At 65.0% G+C, this 20,903-nt stretch carries 22 protein-coding genes; 9 read left to right on the forward strand and 13 right to left on the reverse strand.

Translation table 11 applies throughout. The features are described from left to right. Together ACFWUP_RS05215 and ACFWUP_RS05220 are read right to left on the reverse strand one after the other, a co-directional pair. A partial coding sequence (locus tag ACFWUP_RS05215; RefSeq protein ID WP_379230978.1) for a transposase occupies positions 1-371 on the reverse strand: 371 nt, incomplete at its 3' end. 114 nt (positions 372-485) lie between these two features. Then, complete coding sequence (locus tag ACFWUP_RS05220) at positions 486-908, reverse strand: GNAT family N-acetyltransferase (protein ID WP_379230980.1); 423 nt, start codon at positions 906-908, stop codon at positions 486-488. 367 nt (positions 909-1,275) lie between these two features. On the opposite strand from ACFWUP_RS05220, the gene ACFWUP_RS05225 reads away from it, so the two are divergent. Next, a complete protein-coding gene (locus tag ACFWUP_RS05225) occupies positions 1,276-1,758 on the forward strand; it encodes a GNAT family N-acetyltransferase (RefSeq protein WP_379230982.1) in 483 nt (160 codons plus the stop codon). A gap of 25 nt (positions 1,759-1,783) precedes the next feature. Next, complete coding sequence (locus ACFWUP_RS05230) at positions 1,784-2,617, forward strand: hypothetical protein (RefSeq protein WP_379230983.1); 834 nt, start codon at positions 1,784-1,786, stop codon at positions 2,615-2,617. Here ACFWUP_RS05230 and ACFWUP_RS05235 read toward each other — a convergent pair whose 3' ends face one another. The 7 genes from ACFWUP_RS05235 to ACFWUP_RS05265 all read right to left on the reverse strand — a co-directional run bounded on the left by ACFWUP_RS05235 (position 2,618) and on the right by ACFWUP_RS05265 (position 10,972). Further along, positions 2,618-3,589, reverse strand: coding sequence for an SCO2521 family protein (locus ACFWUP_RS05235; RefSeq protein ID WP_379230985.1), 972 nt, complete (start codon positions 3,587-3,589; stop codon positions 2,618-2,620). Between the two features lie 22 nt (positions 3,590-3,611). Then, positions 3,612-4,625, reverse strand: a complete 1,014-nt coding sequence (locus tag ACFWUP_RS05240; RefSeq protein WP_379230987.1) for an SCO2522 family protein — start codon at positions 4,623-4,625, stop codon at positions 3,612-3,614. Between the two features lie 20 nt (positions 4,626-4,645). Continuing rightward, positions 4,646-5,599, reverse strand: a complete 954-nt coding sequence (locus ACFWUP_RS05245) for an SCO2523 family variant P-loop protein (RefSeq protein WP_379230989.1) — start codon at positions 5,597-5,599, stop codon at positions 4,646-4,648. Next, entirely contained in the window at positions 5,596-7,476 is a 1,881-nt protein-coding gene (locus ACFWUP_RS05250; RefSeq protein ID WP_379230991.1) for an SCO2524 family protein, read from the reverse strand. The genes ACFWUP_RS05245 and ACFWUP_RS05250 overlap by 4 nt, the downstream gene beginning before the upstream one ends. A 159-nt stretch (positions 7,477-7,635) precedes the next feature. Continuing rightward, a complete protein-coding gene (locus ACFWUP_RS05255; protein ID WP_379230993.1) occupies positions 7,636-8,487 on the reverse strand; it encodes a TIGR02569 family protein in 852 nt (283 codons plus the stop codon). A gap of 106 nt (positions 8,488-8,593) precedes the next feature. Next, positions 8,594-9,775 carry an adenylyltransferase/sulfurtransferase MoeZ gene (gene moeZ, locus ACFWUP_RS05260; protein WP_379230995.1) on the reverse strand — a complete coding sequence of 394 codons (1,182 nt, stop codon included), beginning with the start codon at positions 9,773-9,775 and terminating at the stop codon, positions 8,594-8,596. 108 nt (positions 9,776-9,883) lie between these two features. Next, on the reverse strand, positions 9,884-10,972 hold the full coding sequence (locus ACFWUP_RS05265; RefSeq protein WP_379230997.1) for a DUF3152 domain-containing protein: 1,089 nt from the start codon (positions 10,970-10,972) through the stop codon (positions 9,884-9,886). Positions 10,973-11,167: 195 nt separating this feature from the next. Here ACFWUP_RS05265 and ACFWUP_RS05270 point away from each other — a divergent pair, with 195 nt between their 5' ends. Further along, positions 11,168-11,851 carry a TetR/AcrR family transcriptional regulator gene (locus tag ACFWUP_RS05270; RefSeq protein ID WP_056812916.1) on the forward strand — a complete coding sequence of 228 codons (684 nt, stop codon included), beginning with the start codon at positions 11,168-11,170 and terminating at the stop codon, positions 11,849-11,851. Positions 11,852-11,909: 58 nt separating this feature from the next. On the opposite strand, the gene ACFWUP_RS05275 is transcribed toward ACFWUP_RS05270, so the two are convergent. Both ACFWUP_RS05275 and ACFWUP_RS05280 read right to left on the reverse strand, forming a co-directional pair. Further along, positions 11,910-12,137, reverse strand: a complete 228-nt coding sequence (locus tag ACFWUP_RS05275) for a DUF3107 domain-containing protein (protein WP_266292485.1) — start codon at positions 12,135-12,137, stop codon at positions 11,910-11,912. Between the two features lie 169 nt (positions 12,138-12,306). After that, entirely contained in the window at positions 12,307-12,843 is a 537-nt protein-coding gene (locus tag ACFWUP_RS05280) for a YceI family protein (RefSeq protein WP_379230999.1), read from the reverse strand. A gap of 100 nt (positions 12,844-12,943) precedes the next feature. Between ACFWUP_RS05280 and ACFWUP_RS05285 the strand changes: the two genes are divergently transcribed. From ACFWUP_RS05285 to ACFWUP_RS05305, 5 genes are all read left to right on the forward strand, one after another. After that, entirely contained in the window at positions 12,944-13,813 is an 870-nt protein-coding gene (locus tag ACFWUP_RS05285; protein WP_379231001.1) for a helix-turn-helix transcriptional regulator, read from the forward strand. Positions 13,814-14,102: 289 nt separating this feature from the next. After that, positions 14,103-14,282: a hypothetical protein gene (locus tag ACFWUP_RS05290; protein ID WP_379231003.1), complete on the forward strand. Its 180-nt coding sequence runs from the start codon at positions 14,103-14,105 to the stop codon at positions 14,280-14,282. Positions 14,283-14,464: 182 nt separating this feature from the next. Further along, a complete protein-coding gene (locus ACFWUP_RS05295; protein WP_379231005.1) occupies positions 14,465-14,902 on the forward strand; it encodes a hypothetical protein in 438 nt (145 codons plus the stop codon). Further along, complete coding sequence (locus tag ACFWUP_RS05300; protein WP_379231007.1) at positions 14,850-15,935, forward strand: DUF6973 domain-containing protein; 1,086 nt, start codon at positions 14,850-14,852, stop codon at positions 15,933-15,935. The genes ACFWUP_RS05295 and ACFWUP_RS05300 overlap by 53 nt, the downstream gene beginning before the upstream one ends. Before the next feature lie 155 nt (positions 15,936-16,090). Then, complete coding sequence (locus ACFWUP_RS05305) at positions 16,091-16,468, forward strand: hypothetical protein (RefSeq protein ID WP_379231009.1); 378 nt, start codon at positions 16,091-16,093, stop codon at positions 16,466-16,468. 94 nt (positions 16,469-16,562) lie between these two features. On the opposite strand, the gene ACFWUP_RS05310 is transcribed toward ACFWUP_RS05305, so the two are convergent. Next, complete coding sequence (locus tag ACFWUP_RS05310) at positions 16,563-17,252, reverse strand: ferritin-like fold-containing protein (protein WP_379231011.1); 690 nt, start codon at positions 17,250-17,252, stop codon at positions 16,563-16,565. A gap of 28 nt (positions 17,253-17,280) precedes the next feature. After that, the gene (locus ACFWUP_RS05315) at positions 17,281-18,333 is read right to left on the reverse strand and encodes an alpha/beta fold hydrolase (protein WP_379231013.1); all 1,053 of its coding nucleotides are present in this window, start codon (positions 18,331-18,333) and stop codon (positions 17,281-17,283) included. A gap of 480 nt (positions 18,334-18,813) precedes the next feature. Between ACFWUP_RS05315 and ACFWUP_RS05320 the strand changes: the two genes are divergently transcribed. Continuing rightward, complete coding sequence (locus ACFWUP_RS05320) at positions 18,814-20,499, forward strand: DEAD/DEAH box helicase (RefSeq protein WP_379231015.1); 1,686 nt, start codon at positions 18,814-18,816, stop codon at positions 20,497-20,499. Positions 20,500-20,903: the final 404 nt, after the last annotated feature.

Here is a 20,903-nt window from a genome sequence, read left to right on the forward strand (position 1 = left end):
ACGAGTTTGTCCATCCTGCGGGTCGAGACTCCGGCGAGGTAGCAGTCCGCGACGACGGTGATCATCGCGGTCTCGGCGCGTTTACGGCGTTCGAGCAACCATTCCGGGAAGTAGGTGCCCGAACGCAGTTTCGGTATCGCGACATCGATCGTGCCCACGCGGGTGTCGAGGTCGCGGTGTCGGTAGCCGTTGCGGCGGGTGAGGCGCTCGGGGCTGGGTTTGCCCCATTCCGCGCCGGCTACGGCGTCGGCGTCGGCGCAGAGCAAGGCGTTGATCATCGTTTGCAGCAGGTTGCGCATCAGGTCTGGTGACGCGTCGGCGAGGGCTTCACCGAGAACGCCTGCGGGGTCGATAATGTGAGGTGCGGTCATCGTGTTGGTTCCGTTCGAGTGGGTTGTGAGAGATTCCTCGAAGGATCACACGGTGACCGCTCTGTCGTCGATGCGTCGAGCTCGATCACCGTGCGCTACACCACTATGCGGGACTCAACTGCTCACCCGCAGCACGAAACCGAAATCCTTGAACAGCTTGTAGGCCGAGACGTTCCGCGGATCGACCGTCAACCAGACCTCATCCACATCACCCTTTTGCCGACACACCTCGATGCTTCGCTGCAGGAGGCCACGGCCGTACCCGCAGCCCCGCCGATCCGGGGAAACTGCCAGACTGATCAGCCACGCTCTCCCGCCTTCGCCCAGGATGGTCAGCGCGTACCCGACCACCGTGCCCTCGGCATGGCTGCCGGGTTCGACTGCGACGACGCTACGGGAACTGTCGGCCTCCAAGAGCTGCCGAAGGACAAAGAAGGGGTAGCGGTCGCGAAAGGCCGCACCATCGATCACCTCGATATCGGGCAGGTCGGCCCGCGTCGGCTCGCGGTACCGCGCGGCTTCTTCAATGGTGGTCATCTGCCCCCCTTGCCTTCACACGGAAGCACGTTGTGCCCGCCCTGATCATGACCTCCGGTGCCACCCGAATACTACGCGACATGTGACTCAGCGAATCAAGGTCTCAACACCCCCGCATCCCGCGAGCTACGTTCTGTTTACCTCCCGAACGCGATATTCGACCGGCGCGGCTCGGATACGAGCCGATCGGGACGCCGATATGACTTGCCCGATAGCGGCTGTGCGGCAGCAGGTTTCGATCAACTTCGCGGTCAGCTCGACGAACCTGCGCTTACCCTGGAGTGCAGGACTTGCACCGAGGCAGTAGAGGTGAGCTGTATTGGACATCTCGAACGGGTTGACCCAACCACTGTTCAGGTCGGCCGTCGTGGATGACCTGACAGCGATCGCCGAGATGGAATCGCGCGAGTTCTCGCCGCTCGCCTACCCCTATTTCGTGCTGCGTCAACTGTTCGACATCCACGGCGCGCTGTGGGTGGTGGCCGATCTCGCGGGGGCGGTGGGCGGATACGCGCTGGTCGCAGCAGGTCAGACGCAGGAGGCGTGGCTGATCGGGCTGGCGGTGTCCTCGAGCCATCAGGGCCGCGGGCTTGGACGGTCCCTGATCGAGCAAGCGGTCGCCAGCTGCACCGCTGCCGACCTCGACACGCTCTTCCTCACCGTCCGGCCGTCGAATACCTCGGCGACAAACCTCTACAAAGCATCCGGTTTCCGCGGGATCGGCTACGACGAGAAGTACTTCGGCGTCGGTGAGCCGCGCGAACTTCTGGTGCGCCGGTTGGCGCCCGTGGCCAGTCGGCCGACGAATCTGCGTTGGGACAAGAACGAATTTCTACCGCCGGGCGAATAGCCGGTGGCGATCGGGGGGATTTTCCATGGATACCAACGAACAACGGCAGCACAGCGATTTCATCGCATCCAAAACCACTCTCGTGCAACGTCATGCGAACGCGTTCGTCGACGAGATCGAGGAATCGGACCGTCGCCGCGATGAACGATCGCTGATCGAGGATTTCAATCACGGCGTCGAACAGATCCTGCTCCGCTACAGCCCGCCCAGCAGCCGAAGGTCCGGCGACAGTCTGGTTTTCGCGGACGTCTACCGAAACGTGGACCGATACGCCCGGTCCAACACCCGCAACTTGAACGCGACGTTCGCCGCCTTCTTCGCCGCCGAAGTCGAGTTTCGCGGTCCGCTGAGACTGAGTCGTACCCAGAATTCGCTGCTCGCCGACATCTACGAAGGGGTCGGCGGCCACCTGCTCGACGCCCGGCTCCCGATGCACGCGGCGCTGGCGTTTCGACAGGCAGCGCACCTGCACACCGTCAACGAGAACCCGCGTGGACAGGACCGCTGCAGTCTCGCGCACGCTCGCGCCAGAACCAAGGCAGGGCGGTCGCGCACGCGGCGCGTCGGCGGCTACATCTCAGATATCTTGTGCGGGTATGGGTATCAACCTTTTCGACTGTTGGCCTGGATCGCGGTCGAGATCGCGCTGTTCACGGTGACGGTCAACCAACTGGCTCCGAAAGATGTCAATCAGATGACATATCTGGCCACTGTCGGCATCTTGAGCCCACCCGGCTGGGACGACGTCAAGGAGCAGGCGGCATCCGTCACCCTCATTCTCACCGCCGAAGCGGTCACCGGCTTGGTGTCGACGTCGCTGTTCTTCGCGCTCCTGGTTCGGCGACTGTTCCGGCTCTGACTACCAGTCCGAACTCACGCGGTTGAGCGCGGTCAGCGTCGCGACGGCGAGCCGATCACGCATCTGCCCGACCCGTGCCTGCCATTGGCGGGTGAACCCTGGATCGGTCTCGAGGGCAGCCCACAATCCCCGCATCGACGCAGGTGTAGCGGCGCCGGGCATCCACAGATGGACGAGGTGCTCGAGCATCGGGCTGAGCACCTGTTCGACGGGCGAGTCCGAGAGCTCGAACATCTCCGCCGCTTCGTCGGTGACCTCGATCAGCACGGTGAGCAGCCAGTCGTGCATCGCCAGGTCGTGGCAGAAAACCTGCACATCCGCCAACTGCGCGTTATCGCCGACCACGATCTCCGCCGTGCGCAATTCCCGATCGCACATGGTCATCGTCAACGACGGTTCGACCCCGGGCACCACGCGTGCGGACCACCGCAGTCGAGTGGAGTCGGAGTACATGGGCGGGCGCTGGTTGAGCGTGGGCGAACGCCGCAGCTTGGTCGCCATGCGCGCGGCGATCGCGCCCGGATCGAAGCTGGCATTCGCCTGGTCGGTGACAGCGACGAACCCTTGTGCGACTTCCTGGCCCAACTCCGGCGTGATTTGGGTCAGCACATCGAGCACCCCGACCTGACCCATATAGTGCACCCACGGCTTGCGCTTCTCATCTGGTACGCCTGCCACCCCGCAATGCGCTGCGGTCTGCACGATCCGTCCGCCAGTGATGGTCGCCTGGGCGGCCACCGCGCCTACCGCTCGCACGCGACGAGATCCCGGCACTGCCAGTCGAGTGTCGACCCCCTCGGCGACGACGGGCGATTGCGCCCAACTCACCGGCCGTTCACGCGAGCGCACCGGCACACCGTGTTGGACGGCGACCAGCTCGGCGGCCGAATCCCGGCTCAATGCGGCCGATTCCGGCAACAGCGCGGTCCGCACCTCTCCGAGAACCGCAAGCGTCGACCCCGCGAGTTGCATCACAGCAGATTACGCCCCGGTCTCAATATTCGCTGAGGAAGAAGTGCGCGAGTCGGTCACTGAGCTCGTGGGGCACCGGCATTCGGTCCCGGCGGGCCTGCTCCTCGAATACCTCGCGCACCCCGGGTTCGATATTGACGTGGTCGAGAACCTGCTGCACCGAATGTTCGACAGGGAGGTAGCGCTTGGGCAGCACCGACAACGAGCGGTACGCCGCGAACGGCTTGGCCCGCTGACGCAGTTGCATAACTGCCGGCAACATACTCCATCGGTCGGGCAAGGTATCCGGGCGCCAATCGGTGAAATTCTGGGGCTGTGCGACCGGGCCGCCTGCGTAACGCAGCATGCCGAGCCGCAGCAACTGCCAGACTGATGCCAGGAATGGGCATGACCAATAGTTCGGTTCTGTTTCGCGCTCGGGGTTTCCGCGCCACATTTCGACATCCAGATGTATCGAGTGATTGCGTGCGGCCAGTTGCTCGGGTGGCAGGTAGGCACCCAAGTTTCTCGCGCGAGACTGATCGTAGTCACTGGAGCGCGCGCCATTGGCCAGCCAACCGAGTTCAGAGGTCGGTGGCCGACGTCCGTCATATCCCGGAAGCGGTGCAGCCACTACCATGTCCGCGACCACTCGCGCGAGTCGGATCGGCATCGAGCTGCTGCCCGGTCGCGGCGCGAACGCGCACCCGGATTCGCGACCGAGATAATCGAGTTCGATGCCCGCCTCGCCGACCAAACGGAGGAACCGCGGCAAGATCTCGCGGGGGTCCGTATCGCCTCGAAAGTAGTCATCGACCAGGAAACAGGTGCTGACCCGAACTGCTGACCGGTTACCCGCACGGTCGGCGAATTCGTCGCGTGCCTGCTCGGTGAAGAAATGCACCAGGGGGGCGACTTTGGCTAGTTGGGCGACGATCTTGTCGGTGCCGTTGGCGAGTTCGTCCATCGAGAAATGCCCGATCTCGATAGAGACATGGGACATCGACACCGCCTCGATCCGGGAGTCGGCAGTCGCTTCCTGAAACAGTGAGCTCACAAGTCCCAGAGCCTATCCGGCTACGCCTGACTCCGGTTGTTCACGGGTACCCAGGTGTCGTCGTCGATGAGCGCCCTGGCCAGCTCCTCGAACGCGTCGGCGGTCGAACGATTCGCGATTTCCGCGTCGACATCGGAGTCGAGGATGATTTGTTCACGCCATTGCAACACCGGCTCGACGGGTGTTTCGCCGAGCACCTTGCCCTCGCCGAGCCGCTTACGCGCGGCGAACGATCGCAGGTTGTCGTCTTGTTCCTGCACAAACGCGGCCTGCGGACCACCCGTTGCGGTCGCCGGGTCGCCCAAACTCGGAACGGCGGTGCGCACATATCGGATTCGCGATTCCAGTTGCCCTGCGTCATACCACCTCCGACCGCTGGTTCGCGCGGCCTCACCCGACTGCACGATTCCGTCCGTGCCCCACACCAAGCTGTGCGCCGCCATGACGTGTTGACGGGTCCAACGGTGAAAGACCAACCAGTACACCTTGTTATGGCTCATGTTCGCTGGGCAGGTCGCTTCCAGCGCGATCTTCATCGCCGCAGACCTGCCCGCACTGAGGTCGACGATCACGACCGGGAACTGTGTGTCGAGCAGCGTCAGCAGATCGACACAGCGCTGCACGACCGCAGGGGTGGCTGTCACTGTCTCGCCGCCGCCCTGGTCACCGGGGAACAGGGTCAAGCCGCCACGCGAGCGCTGCGCCCGCAAATCCTCTCGGTCGGTCGAGATTCGGACGTTGACCCGCTCCGGGACCGGAGTTCTGCCTTCCAGATACGCATGCAGCCCTGCCCCCGACCCAGTGCCGTCTTCGACCGCGCTCACCTCGAACAGCGCCCCCGCGGTCGGTGATCCGAAGTCGAAATCGAGGTAGGCGACCTTCATATTGCGTCCCATGGCAAGTCGGTAGGCCATATTGCAACTGGTGACCGATCGGCCGGTGCCACCTTTGTCGGACGTCGCGAACACGATCATCCGCTCATCCCTTTCATCGCGAGATTGCGGGCGACGGCGAGTGCGTCGAGTTCGGTCAGGGCAGTGGAGGCCAACGTGAACGAGGTGCCCGGTTGGATATTCACCAGTTCGCGCGCGCGGACGAGTCGTTGTTCGACCTTGCGCAGGACTCTCCGGTCATCGGAGGTCTTGGTCGGCCTTCGGCTCGAGTCCGTGACCGTGCTGGTGTTGAGCATCTCCTGATTGAGCAGATGCTCGGCCTCATTGAGCAATTCGACCGCGCGGTTGACCATGGCCGGCGATCGAAGCGGCGCTTCGCGATAGGTGCGTTCCGCAGCGACCAAGCATTCGATCACCCGCTCGGTGAGATACCAGGACGGCTGCGATTGTTGTGCACCGCCGAACAGCGCCCCCGGATTGTCCCAGAGTCGAGCCGCCGGGCCCTCGGCGATGGCCCGCTGATCCAGATGGTCCATGACCTCCTTGGCCAGCTCCATCAGTTGGTCACGGGCGGCGATATTGCTCGACAGGCGCGCGGCCTGCAGGGTTCGTTTGAGCAGGACCGTGGCGAAGTCCGACACGATCCATGACAAACGTGGACCACCACCGTTGATCTTCTCGGTACCGCGCAATGCCATTCGGACGCCTGGATTGTGCAAGGCGATCGCGGGGTCATCCCGCGTTGGTCTGCGGGTGATACGGCCACGACGTGACAACTCGTCGAAAATGCCCACCGCACGGGTCAGGTCGTCATCAGAGGCTGTGCGTGCGACGAGTTCCTGGATCAGTACCGCGGAGACGATCAGACTGAAGTAGTCGGACTCTTCGCCATCGGAGGTCTTCCAGGGAATGTCTTCCAGCGGCCAACGGCCGGAGCCGAATCGCGCGACAGTCGCCCAGTAGCGCTGAGTGAGATCCCAGCGCAGACGCAGTGCTTCGGCGAGCCGGTATTGCTCATCGTTGAGCAGATTCAACTCTCGTGTTCGCTGCGAGAGCACGTCATTGATACCGTCGAGGGCGACGACGGTGAAGTACAGATATGGACGTGGATCGGCGATGCCGATCGGCTGCTCGACGTCCTTGCTCACGAAGTCGACTTCGGCCGCATTCTCGTGGATGCCCCAACTCCAACCACACTCGAACAGCAACGTGTCATTGTGCAGATTGTTGTTCTCGTCGGCCTGTCCGAGCGTGACGTCGGTACGTAACCGAGCACGGACCCGCTCCAAGCTTCGATGGATCGCTTCGAGCACGACCCGCTCGGGCTGGTCGCCTTGGTTGAACATCGACATCATTGCCCGACCGGCCGGCGAGCGCGGCGCGGCGGTGTTGACCACGAAGCTGCGGACCAGCGCGATCAGTGCCGCGGTCAGTCGGTCGCTCAGCCCGGCCATGAGTTTCTTGCTGCGTTCTTCCGCGTCGGGCTGCCCCTGGAAATTGTGATCCTGGCAGAAGACTCGAGCGAACCCCATTCCGGCCACACACAGCGTGACCGACATCGAGTAGCTGTCGACCACAGCGATCGACCGCTGTGCGACGGTCGGCTCGTCCTCGGTGGTCGACTGAAGGTAGCTGCCCGCGTCGAATCGAGGAATACCGTTCTGCGTATTGCGCGCCAGGAATTCCTCGAGCAATTTGAAGACGTTGAGGCCGATCATGAACGGCCCACCGAGTTCGTAGAGCGTCTCGCGCACATCGTCGGCCATGGTGTCGGGCCGGTCGAGGGCGAAGCTTTCGATCTCGGTCGCCGGATACAGCAGGCAGAGCAACTGTTCGGAGTCACTGATCGAGTTGGCCCCGAGGACGCCGCCTGTCCAGTCCCACTTCCCGTCTCGGTAGCACGCCGAGACGAGGGCGCTCCAAATGTCCAGAATCTGCTGTCTGGGCTGGATTCTCACCCCTGGCAATCCTCACCGCTCGTGACGGGCCGCACTGGACTCCCCTGATCCACAGCGGCGATGCCCGATGAAGATAGCATCCGGACGGCAGGAAGCGTTGGGTCTCAACGGATTTGAGATCACAAATGACCCATAGGTCGCGATGCGCGCAATTCGCCCTTACAGCGCCAAACGGACCATGTCCGCGGTGCGGGCGAGGCCAGGGAAGGCTTCCGGTGTCGAGCGCGGATGCAGGGCGTGGACTGCTAGGCGAAACATCAACGCGCGCAACAGCATTTGGGGCCATTCGGGCAGGGTCGCCCAGCGGTCGAGGAGTCCATCGTCGCCGCCGCCCCAGGCCAATGCGTCGACGACAACGACCCCCGCTGCCCACGTCGCCGGACGCCAGTAGGGGGTGATGTCGGTGAGGCCAGGAGTGTGGGCGCCGGTGAACAGGACGGTGCCGAAGAGGTCGCCGTGGACGAGTTGGTCGGGGCTGCGGACCGGTTTGCGCAGGGTGGAGAGTTGGCCGATCAGTTCGAGGGAGCGCTGGCCGTCGGGGGTGGTGGCGATGGGGACACCGCCCGCGCGCAGGGTGCGCAGCGGGACCGATTCCCAGGCGGCGCGGTCGGCGGCGACGAACACGTCCACGTCGACCCAGGGGGCGACGGGCGGCTGGACCAGGAAGCGGGGCCGTTCCAGCTCCGCGGTCGCCTTGTGCAGGCGCAACGAGACCGAAACCACCTCGTCGTGGCGGGGTTCGGGAGCACCGTCGACGTAAGTGTCGGCGCGCCAACCGGAGACGACATAGCGACCGTCGGTGGCGCGCACAGGCCGGGCCACGCGCAGTCCGTCGACGGCGAGGTGCTCGCGTACTTTCGCCGACCAGGCGGCCCGCGCGTGATCAGCGACGGGGCTGAGTACCACGTCACCCATGCGCCAGCCACCGTCCCAGTCCCCTAGGGAAACCGGCGTCACTTCGCGAAGCCCGAATGTGGCTCGCACATGCTCGGGAGGTTCGACTGAGGTCACGGCCGTACCGTAACCCCGCGATCACCGACTGCGACCCAAGGCACGCGGTGACACTCCACTTTGCGACCTCACCGCAATCTGCGGCGAGGTCGCAAACTGTCAGCTATCAGTAGACCGGCAGTGAGGGATCGACCTGCTTGGCCCACGCCACCACGCCACCCTGCAGGTGCGTGGCATCGGCGAAACCGGCGCGCTTGAGCGCGGCGAGGGTCTCCGCCGAACGGATACCGGTCTTGCAGTACATCACCACCGGCTTGTTCTGCGGCAGCTCCGACAGCGCTTCGCCGGACAGGATGCGGTCCTTGGGAATCAAGGTCGCGCCCTCGATACGGACGATGTCCCACTCCACCGGTTCACGCACGTCGATCAGTTCGATCTTGTCGGCGTCGAGGAGTTCCTTGAGCTCGGCGGCGGTGATGGTCGACCCGGCCGCGGCGGCGGTGCCTTCCTCCGACACCACACCGCAGAACGCGTCGTAGTCGATGAGTTCGGTGATCGGCTCACGCTGCGGGTCGCGACGCAGCTTGATGGTGCGGTAGTTCATGTCCAGTGCGTCGTAGACCATCAGACGGCCGAGCAGGGTCTCGCCGATGCCGGTGATCAGCTTGATCGCCTCGGTCACCATCACCGAACCGATCGACGCGCACAGCACGCCCAGCACGCCACCCTCGGCGCAGGACGGGACCATGCCCGCCGGCGGAGCCTCCGGGTACAGGTCGCGGTAGTTGATGCCGCGATCGTCGGGTGCGTCCTCCCAGAAGACCGAGACCTGGCCCTCGAAGCGGTAGATCGAGCCCCACACGTAGGGCTTGCCCGCGAGGACGGCGGCGTCGTTGACGAGGTAGCGGGTGGCGAAGTTGTCGGTGCCGTCGACGATCAGGTCGTACTCGGCGAACAGCTCGACCGCGTTGTCGGGTTCCAGGCGAATCTTGTGCAGCCGCACGTCGATTCCCGAGTTGATCTCGAGAATGGAATCGCGGGCGCTGTCGGCCTTGGAGCGGCCGATATCGGATTCGCCGTGGATGATCTGGCGCTGCAGGTTGGACGCGTCGACCTCGTCGAACTCGACGATGCCGAGGGTGCCGACACCGGCGGCAGCCAGGTAGAGCAGGGCGGGCGAGCCGAGGCCGCCCGCGCCGATCACGAGGACCTTGGCGTTCTTCAACCGCTTCTGACCGTCGACGCCCAGATCGGGGATGATCAGGTGCCTGCTGTAGCGCGCGATTTCATCCTTGGTCAGTTCCGCTGCCGGCTCGACGAGCGGCGGCAACGTCCCGGTGAAAGACACGTGAGAACTCCTGTGTTTGGCGAGGTGGCGCTGGTGGCCGTTCTGCTGAGTTCAACAAGACCCGCCGCGCTGTTCTTCCCCGTCCATGTTCCCGCATGGGGCAGGCCACTATCCGCGCGGGTACGGCCAGGGGTTGAAGCGGCAGGTCTTGCCGTCGGCGGGGACCACACCGTGCGGGTCGAGCAGGGCGATGTCGTTGTTCTTGGTGCCGAAGGTCTGCTGCATCATGATCGGGGCGAGGCCGCCGTCGGTCTCGCACGGCTGATGGCCGTGGTAGCCGATGGCGTGGCCGACCTCGTGGTTGATCTGGTACTGCCGGTAGGAGCCGATGTCGCCGTCGAAAGCGAGGGCGCCGCGCACCCAGCGGACCTCCGAGAGCACCACACGGTCGAGGTCGGCGTTATAGCACGACGAGTCGATCGGGATTTCGAATCCGCAAGCGGCGCGGGTGCTTTCACGCGAGGTGAGCGAGAGACGGAAGTCGGCGGGGCCCGCGTCGATGCGCTGGAAACCGAACTTGGGGTCGTGCGACCAGCTCTTCGGATTGGCGAGGGTGGTCTCCACCATCTTGGCCACGGCCGCGTCGCCGCCGAACGGGGTGGTGTCGATGCCGTCCTCGACCTCGACGGTGTAGCGGAACACGCGCTCGGTGCCCGCGCCGACCTGGGCGCTGGTGCCGGGCACCACATGCCAGGTACCCGCCGCGCGCTCGACGTATTCGCCGCCCTCCGGCAGCGCGCCCAGCGGCAGATCGGCGGGGAACTTCCCGTCGCCGGGCGGTGCGCCGATGATGCCGGACTGCGCCACCTTCGGACTCAGCGCGCCGAAGCCGGGATCGGTGGGTGCGGCGATCGGGCCGGTGCGCAGCGCGTCGACGACCACCAGCACGGTGATGGCGAGCAGCACCGGCAGCGCGTAGGCCCGCCACCCGTAGGCGGAGACGAAGCGGCCGAGCGCGCTCTGCTTCTTGGCGTCGCGCTGTGGGCTGCGCTGGCGGCCGTTGTCGTGGTCGGTGGGGTCCCAGCGGGCGCGCAACGGTTGGCGAGATCGGTCGGCGGGTTGGTAGAGCCCGAGCGGGTCGTAGACCTGCAGTTCGCGCCCAACCGGGGTCGCCGTCACAGAACCGGACTCGGTGGGTTGCGTGGAGCGAGCGACATCGGGCCCGCCGCCGGGTTGGTCGTCCGGTCGGTCGTTCACCTCACCAGATTCTCACAGCACGCAAATCGGCCACACGGGCGGTTGCGGGAGTTCGCACGGTTACGGCCCGGCGAACTCCGCGGACTGGTACTACATTTCCAGGGCGAGACGCAGGGGCAACACCGTGCGGGTATCGTTCGTTGGATACCCGGACCGCACACCTGGCGGTCACGGGAGTCGACCAAGAGAGCCGAGATGACTGACCTCGTGGACCGCATGCCCTCGCGCCGATCGGTGCCGGAGACGGTCCCGGCCAAGCGCGGCACCCGCCTGCCTCGCGACGAGCGCCGCCAGCAGTTGCTGCTCGCCGCCAGTGAGGTGTTCGTCCAGCGCGGCTACCACGCGGCGGGCATGGACGAGATCTCCCAGGTGGCCGGTGTCAGCAAGCCGGTGCTGTACCAGCACTTCGCCAGCAAGCTCGAGCTGTACCTGGCGGTGCTGCAGAACTACGTCGACATCCTGGTGTCGAGTGTGCGCCAGGCGCTGCGCTCCACCACCGACAACAAGCAGCGCGTGCGAGCCGCGGTCGCCGCGTACTTCGACTTCGTCGACAACGAGATGCAGGGCTTCCGCCTCGTCTTCGAATCCGACCTCACCAGCGAACCGCAGGTGCAGCGCCGGGTCGAGCAGGCCACCGAGGCATGCGTCGACGCGGTGTTCGATCTGGTCGCCCACGACTCGGGTCTCGACCCGTATCGCGCCCGGATTCTGGCCGTCGGCCTCGTCGGGGCGAGCCAGTTCTCGGCGCGCTACTGGCTCGAAGCCGATCGTCCGGTCCCCAAGGACGAAGCGGTCGACACCACCGTCTCGCTGGCATGGGGTGGCCTCAAGCACGTGCCGCTGACCGCCGCCCAGCGCGCGTACTCGCAGGATCTCTGAACCTACGGAAAGTGCCCCGTCATCTTCGAAGATGACGGGGCACTTTTGTCTTCGCAGCTCAGACGGTGGCGAAACCCACGCGACCGGTGGCGGGCGAACCGATTTCCACGTAGGCGACCTTCGCGGCCTGGATGAGGAACTTGCGACCCTTCTCGTCGGTGAGCGACACGACGCCTGCGGAGCCGCTCAGCGCATCGGACACCAGCGCCTCGATCTCGTCAGGGCTCTGCGCACTGTTGATGACGAGCTCTCGCGGGCTATCCGAAATACCGATCTTGACCTCCACGGCCAACCTCCGAACGTAAGAGTCCTGTGTTGTCGACTCCCAGGTTAGTGCAGGGGTACGACGCGGGTGCCGGAGCGGCCTGCGCTGTGAGCGAACTCCGGTCAGGCGTACCTCCGCATTCGCTCCGGCCATGCGCGGCTGAGGAACGCTTCGCGGGCGTCGGTGCCCTTTATGCGGGCTCGACGAGTTCGATTTCCAGTTCGATCTTCACGGTGTCCGAGAGCATGCCCGGCATCGCGACGCCGACGCCGAAGTCGGTGCGCTTGATGGCGCCGGTGGCGGAGAAGCCGGCGTGGCGGGTGCCGTCGGGGAAGTCGGCGATGCCGCCCCACTCGACGTCGAGGGTCAGCGGCTTGGTGATGGTGCCGAGGGTGGCCTCGCCGGTGACGGTGAAGGTTTCAGCGACTCGAACCGGTTGTGTCGCACGGAAACTCAGGGTCGGGCGGTTGGCGACGTCGAGGAAGTCGGCCTGGCGGATGTGGGCGTCGCGGTCGGCGTTGCCGGTGTCGAAGGAGTCGAGTTCGATGGTGGCGCCGAGGGTGGCGGCGCCGGTTTCGTCGACGACGAACTCGGTCTCGAAGCGGGTGAAGCCGCCGCGCACCTTGGCGATGCCGAGGTGGCGAATGGTGAACGCGACCGAGGAGTGGGCGGCGTCGAGGGCCCAGGAACCGGCCTTCAGTGCTTGGGTCTGTGTCGAGGAAGTCATGACTCCACCCTGACCGGACTGCGGTCCGTTAACCACACCGCAGTTATCCTGGACCCCACAGGGCGTGGCTGCGAGCGCGCCGACCAGGCACGATCGAGGAATGGTAGGCGCAGGTATGGCGGATCATCCGGGTGCTCGTTCGGCGTTCGCGGAGCTGCTCATCGCCCGGCGAGCCGAACTGCGGCCGGAAGATGTCGGCCTGCCCGGTGGCGGCAGGCGGCGCACTCCCGGCCTGCGGCGGGAAGAGGTCGCGGTGTTGGCCGGTGTCAGCGCCGACTATCTGGCCCGGATCGAGCAGGGCCGCGACACCAATCCGTCGATGGCGGTGGTGGACGCACTCGCCACCGCGCTGCGGTTCAACGACACCGAACGAGCCCATTTCGGCTGGCTGGCCTTGACCACCGGCAGCGAATCACGCTGCCCAAGTACCGCTTTCGACCCGATCCTCGACCAGGTCCCCGCGGCCCTTCGCAGCGTGCTCGACTCCCTCGACCCCACCCCGGCCTTCGCCCTCGGCCCCCGCGCCAACGTGCTCGCCTGGAACACCGCATGGGCCGACCTGGTCACCCCACTAGGCCTGCTCGACAACCCCGACATGGTCAACCTGGCCCTGTGGACCTTCCGCCATCCCCTCGCCCGCACCACGGTCACCGACTGGCCCCAGTTCGCCGACTACCTCGCCGACCAACTCGCCAGAACCCGCCTACGCCGCCCCGACGACGAACGCATCGCAGGCATCATCACCACCCTGTGCGAAGAACCCGAATTCGCCCGCCGCTGGCACCCCCACCGCCTATCCGAAGACCTCCCCACCCTCCTCGGCTTCGAACACCCCACCCGAGGCACCCTCACCTACACAGTGCAGACATTGTCCGCCGAGAAGGACCAGCAGGTAGTCATCTGGCTCCCCCGCGAAACCGCGACCCGCACACCGGAATTGCGCCTGGTACAGCGCGCCGCTGGCGAGTGACGACCGTTCGAGCGAAGTCGCCGTGGTCGGTTACCCGTTCGCCGCCTCAGAACTACCCGAGGCGTGTGCGTAGACCGGGTAATCCGACCAAGTCGTGATGTAAACGCCCGTCGCGGGCTACGCGATCGCGCCACGGCGGGTCTGTTGCCAATCGGGCGATGCGCCCGTAGCCTGCCGGGAGAGAAGGTGACCCTTCTGACGGCATGGTAGCGCCCATCAGTCGAGTCACGCAGAGATATCCAAGTGCTATGCGACCAGGAACGCCTGGTAGATCTGCGGTGGGGGACAAGTGAACACGCACAAACACACCGAGCAGGCTGAAATTGCTCGGATCAACGCCGAGTTGGCGCAGTTTCGTGGCCGGGCGCGGGCGGTCGACGGATCTGTCGCCATCGAGACCGACGTATCGGGGCGCATCACCAGCCTTTATCTCGCCGACTACGCGATGGATAGGGACCGACTCGGTTAGCCGAGCTGATCGCTGACCGCCACCGGGCTGCGATGAACGATGTTGAGCAGCAAGCGTTTCGTCTGTATGATTCGCTGCCCTCGCGGCCACCGACTGAGGCGCAGGAGTCGCCGAGCGCGGCGGCCTCCGACAATCTGGCGGGGCGCGAGTACGTTCCCTCGCACCTGAGGCGGTGAGTCGCTGTGTCTTTGGAGATCAATCCAGAACGAATGCGGCAGCTGGCCAATGAGGTGCGGACGAATGCGGAGGGAATGGCGGCGATTGTGCCCATCGCTGGGGAGCAGCGCGACAATGCCCGAGACCCGAAGCGAGGAATGGATAATTCCGAACTCGCGACGAAGCTGCAGGAAGTCCTTGATGCGTTCGACAAAGTGGTCAATTATGAAGTCAAGTTGGTTGGCGACTTCTGTACGGACACAGAGTTTGTTGCCGATGTCCAGGAAGAGTTGGATCGTCAGATAGCGGAGGCTCTCGCCAATCAGGCGGCTGGAGTCGAGGGACAGGCGCCAGCAGGCGGTTGTTCAGGTAGAGCGGTGCGCGACGATCCTATACACGGAAGGCGCGTCATTGCGAAACAAGATCGGCTGGTCGATCGACTACTTCAAAGGCGAAGCGGGTAACGCCGCTCGTGATCGCGGGGAAAATCTCAGAAATGAGATCTACACGGTGGCAGGCCTATTAGGTCAGATCGCACAGGAGGTCGCCACCCGAATTCAGAGCATCAAGTCCAATATAGAGACAATTCGAACGACCAAGGCCCTTGTTGAGTCTTCACGATTCTCTCTTTTTGTTGAGGACGATGGCATGGTGAGTAGCCGCAAGTCCAATCTTGAGATACTGTCCGAGCATGGCCCGATGGGGTTTCGGCGGAAAACTTTCGAGGAATCGGGATACGAGGCCGCAATCATAGCCGCGCTCGACAACATTGTCAGCGATAACTTGCTCGGCGGCGAAGCATTGGCGCGGGTTCTCGAGTCGCTGCCGGACTCGGTAAAATCGAATCTGGGCCCGTCACCGCATGAGACAGATCCCAAGCTGCAAGAGATTCTCCGCGAATATCAGGTACCTGTGTCCGACTCGCCGCCGCAGTTGTGGCCAACGGGCCTAGCGCTGGACCTCATTCGGACCGTCGATTCAAATTATCAGCCAGCGGTGATGTCGCAGGAGGAGATTGACCTGATGGAGTCCACGTTGGAAACGCATGGGCCAGGGGGCATCGTAGGGCTCGCTTTGATCAAGAGAGAGGCCGATGAACTCTCTGCCCAACTGTACCGGGCCACGTTCGATGACGGGCAAGGCGATGCCTTCCGGCATGCGTATTGGAATGCCAGAATGACGCAATACTACGGGGAGACCTGGACGGCTTCGTACACCAATGCCCACGAAATGTCCGGCGGCAACATTCCGCAACGCGAGGCAATGGACCTTTATAACAACGAGCGGGGAAGGCAAATAGCGTTGCAGAATCAGGGTGCCAGCTCTGAGGAGCTGCAAGCGGCAATTCAATCGGAGATTTCAAACGGTGGTCTACTCGTTCTTGAGAACCGAGGCGGGGGTGGTCAGTACGGGAATGCGCTGGCATACAGTAATATTCCAGAGAGTAGTACCACCAAAGCTCCAGGTGTAGGCGTTCCGTTGCCAGGTGGTCGCTGATGCGGGGAAGAGATTCTGTTCCAGTCGCTTGGCTCGTCGCGGCATTGGTCATCTGTTCTGGATGTGCGTTGATACCCGATCGGCGAGTTGAATCACCCCAAAACTGCGTGTCAAGTGTTTCTTTTCCCATTCGGGGTGAGGTTCTTGGATCTGGAATGAGATTTCGTCAGGAAAGCATTGCTGCAGCCGATCGCAGTGAGCCGACTACACTCCGTACGATCACTCGCGCCGCAGGGTGGTCGGATAACTGGGATCACGTCGTTGAAATACGTCCGAATATGACATCTGATGAGATAAATCTCGCCGCAGGAACAAGTGGAATTTGCTGGAAGGGTATCCCAGAGGATTCCGCCGGCGACGATGTCCTCCCGACAGGGAGTTACCTTTTTCTCGATGGATCGACCGTGAAGCAGACGACGTCTTGGTGGGAAACGAGCAATAAACCCTTCGATTTCTCCGGCACGGCGTCGGCGATTCAGGCCGACGAACAATTGGTGGCATCGGACCCAGGCGTCGATCTCCGCCCGCAATAGACACCTTCGTTGCATTCACGGTGGGCTCGCGAGGCTACCTCGACGCGAGCAACGGGCCCCGTCGTCAGGCGAGGACCGTTGCTCACTTCAGCGACTACAGGCCCAGTACGCCCATGCGGGCCGCGTGGCGTTCCTGCATGCGGTCGAAGAGGGTGGCTATGCCGTTGAGGTCGCCGGTGGCGGCGAGGACGAGTTCGGCGAGTTCGTCGCGTTGGGCCATGACGAACTGGGCCTGGGTGATGGCTTCGCCGAGGAGGCGGCGGCCCCAGAGGGTGAGGCGGTCGCGTTCGGAGCGGCTGGCGGCTACCGCGCTGCGGACTTCGTCGACGACGAATTGGGAGTGGCCGGTTTCGGCGAGGACGTCGCGGACCACGTCGGAGACTTCGGCGGGCAGGGCGCCTGCGATCTCGGTGTAGAAGTCGGCGGCGAGGCCGTCGGCGACGTAGAACTTCACCATCGACTCGAGCCAGGTCGAGGGGTCGGTGGAGGCGTGGTAGGAGTCGAGGGCGCCCTGGTACTGGGCCATCGCGGCCTCGGCGTCGGCACCGCGTGCGGTGAGGGCGGCTTCCAGGGTTTCGAAGTGTGCGAGTTCGGCGGCGGCCATCTTGGCGACGCCGATCCGGCCGCGCAACGACGGCGCCTGCTTCGCCTCTTCGGCGAGCCGGTAGAACGCGGAGAGCTCACCGTAGGCGAGAACCGCGAACAGTTCCGTCACCCCCGCGTGGTCCGCGGCGAGCGGTTCGGTGGAGAAGAATTCCGGCGCGCTTGAGGTCTGGGCTCCCATGGATATCAAGAATAGTCCCGATCGAGGATCAGTCGCGTTCGGCCAGGAACTTGTCCAGGTGCGCCCAGGTGGTTTCGCGGGCTTCCGGTCCGGTGAGGATGCCGAGGTGGCTGCCGGGCACGACCTCGTAGGTGACCGACGGCGAACCCGACAGCGTGCGTAGACCGGCCTCGACGGCGGCCTTGGGGGTGATCACGTCGGACTTGCCGCCGATCAGCAGCACCGGCACCCGCACGTCGGCGAGGCGGATGGTGCGGTCGGCGAGTTCGAGTTTGCCGTTGCCGATGTCGTTGGCCAGCATCATCCGGCCCCACAGTTGGTTGTAGAAGCGGCCGGGGTAGCCGGGCATGGCGGCCTGGAATCGGTCGATGGATTCCATCTTGGCGAGGGTCTCGGTGTTGGTGATGTTGCGGGCGATGAAGCCAGGACGCGCCAGTTCACGGTCGTAGGCGGCGAGGCGGTAGCCGAGTTTGGTGAGCGGCGCGGGAATGCCGCCCGCGGCCCGGACGAGGGCGGTGGACGCCCGGCCGCCGGTGAGGCTCGCGACGGCGCGCAACTGCGGAATGCCGAGCATCTTGTCGTAGTCCAGCGGCGGACCGACCCCGGTCACCGAGCGGATCGGCAGCTCCGGATTCGCGGCGGCGGTGAGCAGGGAGAACATGCCACCGACCGACCAGCCGATGAGGTCGACGGGCGCGCCGCCGCGATCGGCGCTCACGCGCAGGATCGCCTCGGGCAGGATGTCGGTGACCCAGTCCTCGAAGCCCATCCGGCGGTCGGCGAAGGAGATGTCGCCGTAGTCGACCAGGTAGGGCGCGCGTCCGGTCTCCACCAGGTAGCGGGCCAGGCTCTGATCGCGGCGCAGGTCGAAGCAGGTGGCGGGCGCGGCCAGCGGCGGCACCAGCAGGATCGCGGAATCGCTTGCGGCGGACTGGAATTCGGTATCGTAGCGACGCAGCAGGCGATGCGGTTCGTCCCACAGCACGGTCGAGGGCGTCGGGTCGACGGGCTCGATGCCTGCGCCGAAGCTCAGCGCCCACGCGTTGCGCGCGGCAGTGGTGACGGTGTCGGTGATACTCACGACTAGAAATGTCTCACACCCGGTACCGCCGGTACCAGTGAGCCGTATTACATCTGCAGACACGCGTGAAATCCGGCGCTCATGAATTGCGCTGCGACACACCACCCATGGCCAGGTAATACCGTGGCGAGCCCGATTTCGCACGACATTCAGCCGCGTGAAAATTCGGATTGCGCAGAATATCACGCTACAATCTCCATGGACAACGCTATTTCGACGCCCGGATACGTCCGCGGCGTGGCACTCCACCGGCGCTCAGCGCGGGCGGACAGCGGCGAAGTCCACAGACAGCAATGTCGAGAAAATGTGCGCGCAACGAATCCGCATCACCGTCGCGCCGCGCCGATGACACCGTCTCGACGGCCAGCATAATGCCTGGTCGGCGATGGTTATCCGGCGTCGGCCCGGTGAAATATCACAGGCGGATATGTGGTCGTCGCGGGTCGACCGGCCCGCCCCACCTCGTGCGTGCGAGATGCAATGACGAGGAAGGCACGAACACTGAGCAAGATCACTGTCGAACAGGAACCCGGCTTGGCCGAAACGCTCCTGACGGCCGAACTGGACACCACCCACATCCCGCCGAGTTTCGCCGAATTGGGCGTGCGCGAGGAAATCGTGCGCGCACTCGGCGAGATCGGGATCGAACGCACCTTCGCGATTCAGGAACTCACCCTGCCGCTGGCACTGGCAGGCGATGACCTCATCGGCCAGGCCCGCACCGGCATGGGCAAGACCTTCGGTTTCGGCGTGCCGCTGCTGCACCGCATCGCCACCGCCGACAACGGCACCACCCCGCTCGATGGCACCCCGCGCGCGCTGATCATCGTGCCGACGCGTGAGTTGTGCATCCAGGTCACCAAGGACCTGGAGAACGCGAGCAAGTACCTGACCAACCACCAGGGTTCGCTCAAGGTCGCCGCTATCTACGGTGGCCGCCCCTACGACACTCAGATCGCCGACCTCCGCAAGGGCGTCGACGTGGTCGTCGGTACTCCGGGCCGCCTGCTCGATCTGGCGAACCAGGGCCACCTGATCCTGGGCAAGATCGGCGTGCTCGTCCTCGACGAGGCCGACGAGATGCTCGACCTGGGCTTCCTGCCCGATATCGAGCGCATCCTGTCGATGGTGCCGGACAAGCGTCAGACGATGCTGTTCTCGGCCACCATGCCCGGCCCGATCATCACCCTGGCCCGCACCTTCCTGACCAAGCCCACGCACATCCGTGCCGAGCTGGCCAACGACTCCGCGGTGCACGACCGCACCGCGCAGTTCGTCTACCGCGCGCACGCGATGGACAAGGCCGAGCTGGTCGCGCGCGTGCTGCAGGCCGAGACCCGCGGCGCCACAATGATTTTCACCCGCACCAAGCGCACCGCGCAGAAGGTGGCCGACGATCTCGCCGAGCGTGGTTTCAATGTCGGCGCCGTGCACGGTGACCTCGGTCAGATCGCCCGTGAGAAGGCACTGACGAAGTTCCGCAAGGGCGGCATCGACGTGCTCGTCGCCACCGACGTGGCCGCGCGCGGTATCGACATCGACGACGTCACCCACGTCATCAACTACCAGTGCCCCGAGGACGAGAAGACCTACGTGCACCGGATCGGCCGCACCGGCCGCGCCGGCCGCACCGGTGTCGCGATCACCCTCATCGACTGGGACGAACTGCACCGCTGGGAGTCGATCAACAAGGCGCTGAGCCTGAACATGACCGACCCCCCCGAAACCTACTCCCGCTCCCCCCACCTCTACAGCGACCTCGGCATCCCCGAGGGCATCACCGGCGTGATCCGCAAGCCCGCGGCCCCCGCCCGTGACGAAGACGCCGTAGTCGAGGAGCGCCCCGAGCGCCCGAAGTCCTCGCGCAGCCGCCGCCGCACCCGCGCCGGCACCCCCATCACCGAGGGCACCGAGCCGGCCACGGATTCGGCCGAAGGCACCGACGAAGCGGCCGAAGGCGACAAGCCCGCCCGCCGCAGACGCCGCCGCCGCAAGCCCACCGAAGCAGGCGAAGCGACCACCGAGTCGAGCACCAGCGAAGCCACCGACGCCCCCGAACCGGCCCCCGCCGACGGCGACGACGCAGCCAAGCCCGCCCGCCGCAGACGCCGCCGCAAGCCCGCGGAAGCAACCGCCTCCGAAGCACCGGCCACCGTAGACGCCTGACCGCCCCACGGCCATAAGGCAAGGCACGAGCCCGTCACCTGATCACAGGCGACGGCTCGCGGCATTTCGCCACACAGCCCACAACCCGCCATGCCCAGGCCTCCCCAACCACACCGGCCAACCCAGAGCCCGCACCCCTACCGCACTTCCCACCACACCGTGCACACCGCCGCCCTACCGCACTTCCCACCACACCGCCGCCCTACCGCACTTCCGACCACACCGTGCACACCGCCGCCCTACCGCACTTCCAACCACACCGTGCACAAGGCCTGTCCCCGTCTTCCACAACCCACCCAACCCAACCACCCACCCGCGACCCCGAGGGAGCGGCGGCCACGAAGTGGCCGGTCGCGGCCGGGTCGCCGGTTAGCCGCCGTTGCGACGCGACGAAGGAGCAAGCA

This window comes from Nocardia sp. NPDC058658 (assembly GCF_042716665.1).
Lineage (GTDB): Bacteria > Actinomycetota > Actinomycetes > Mycobacteriales > Mycobacteriaceae > Nocardia.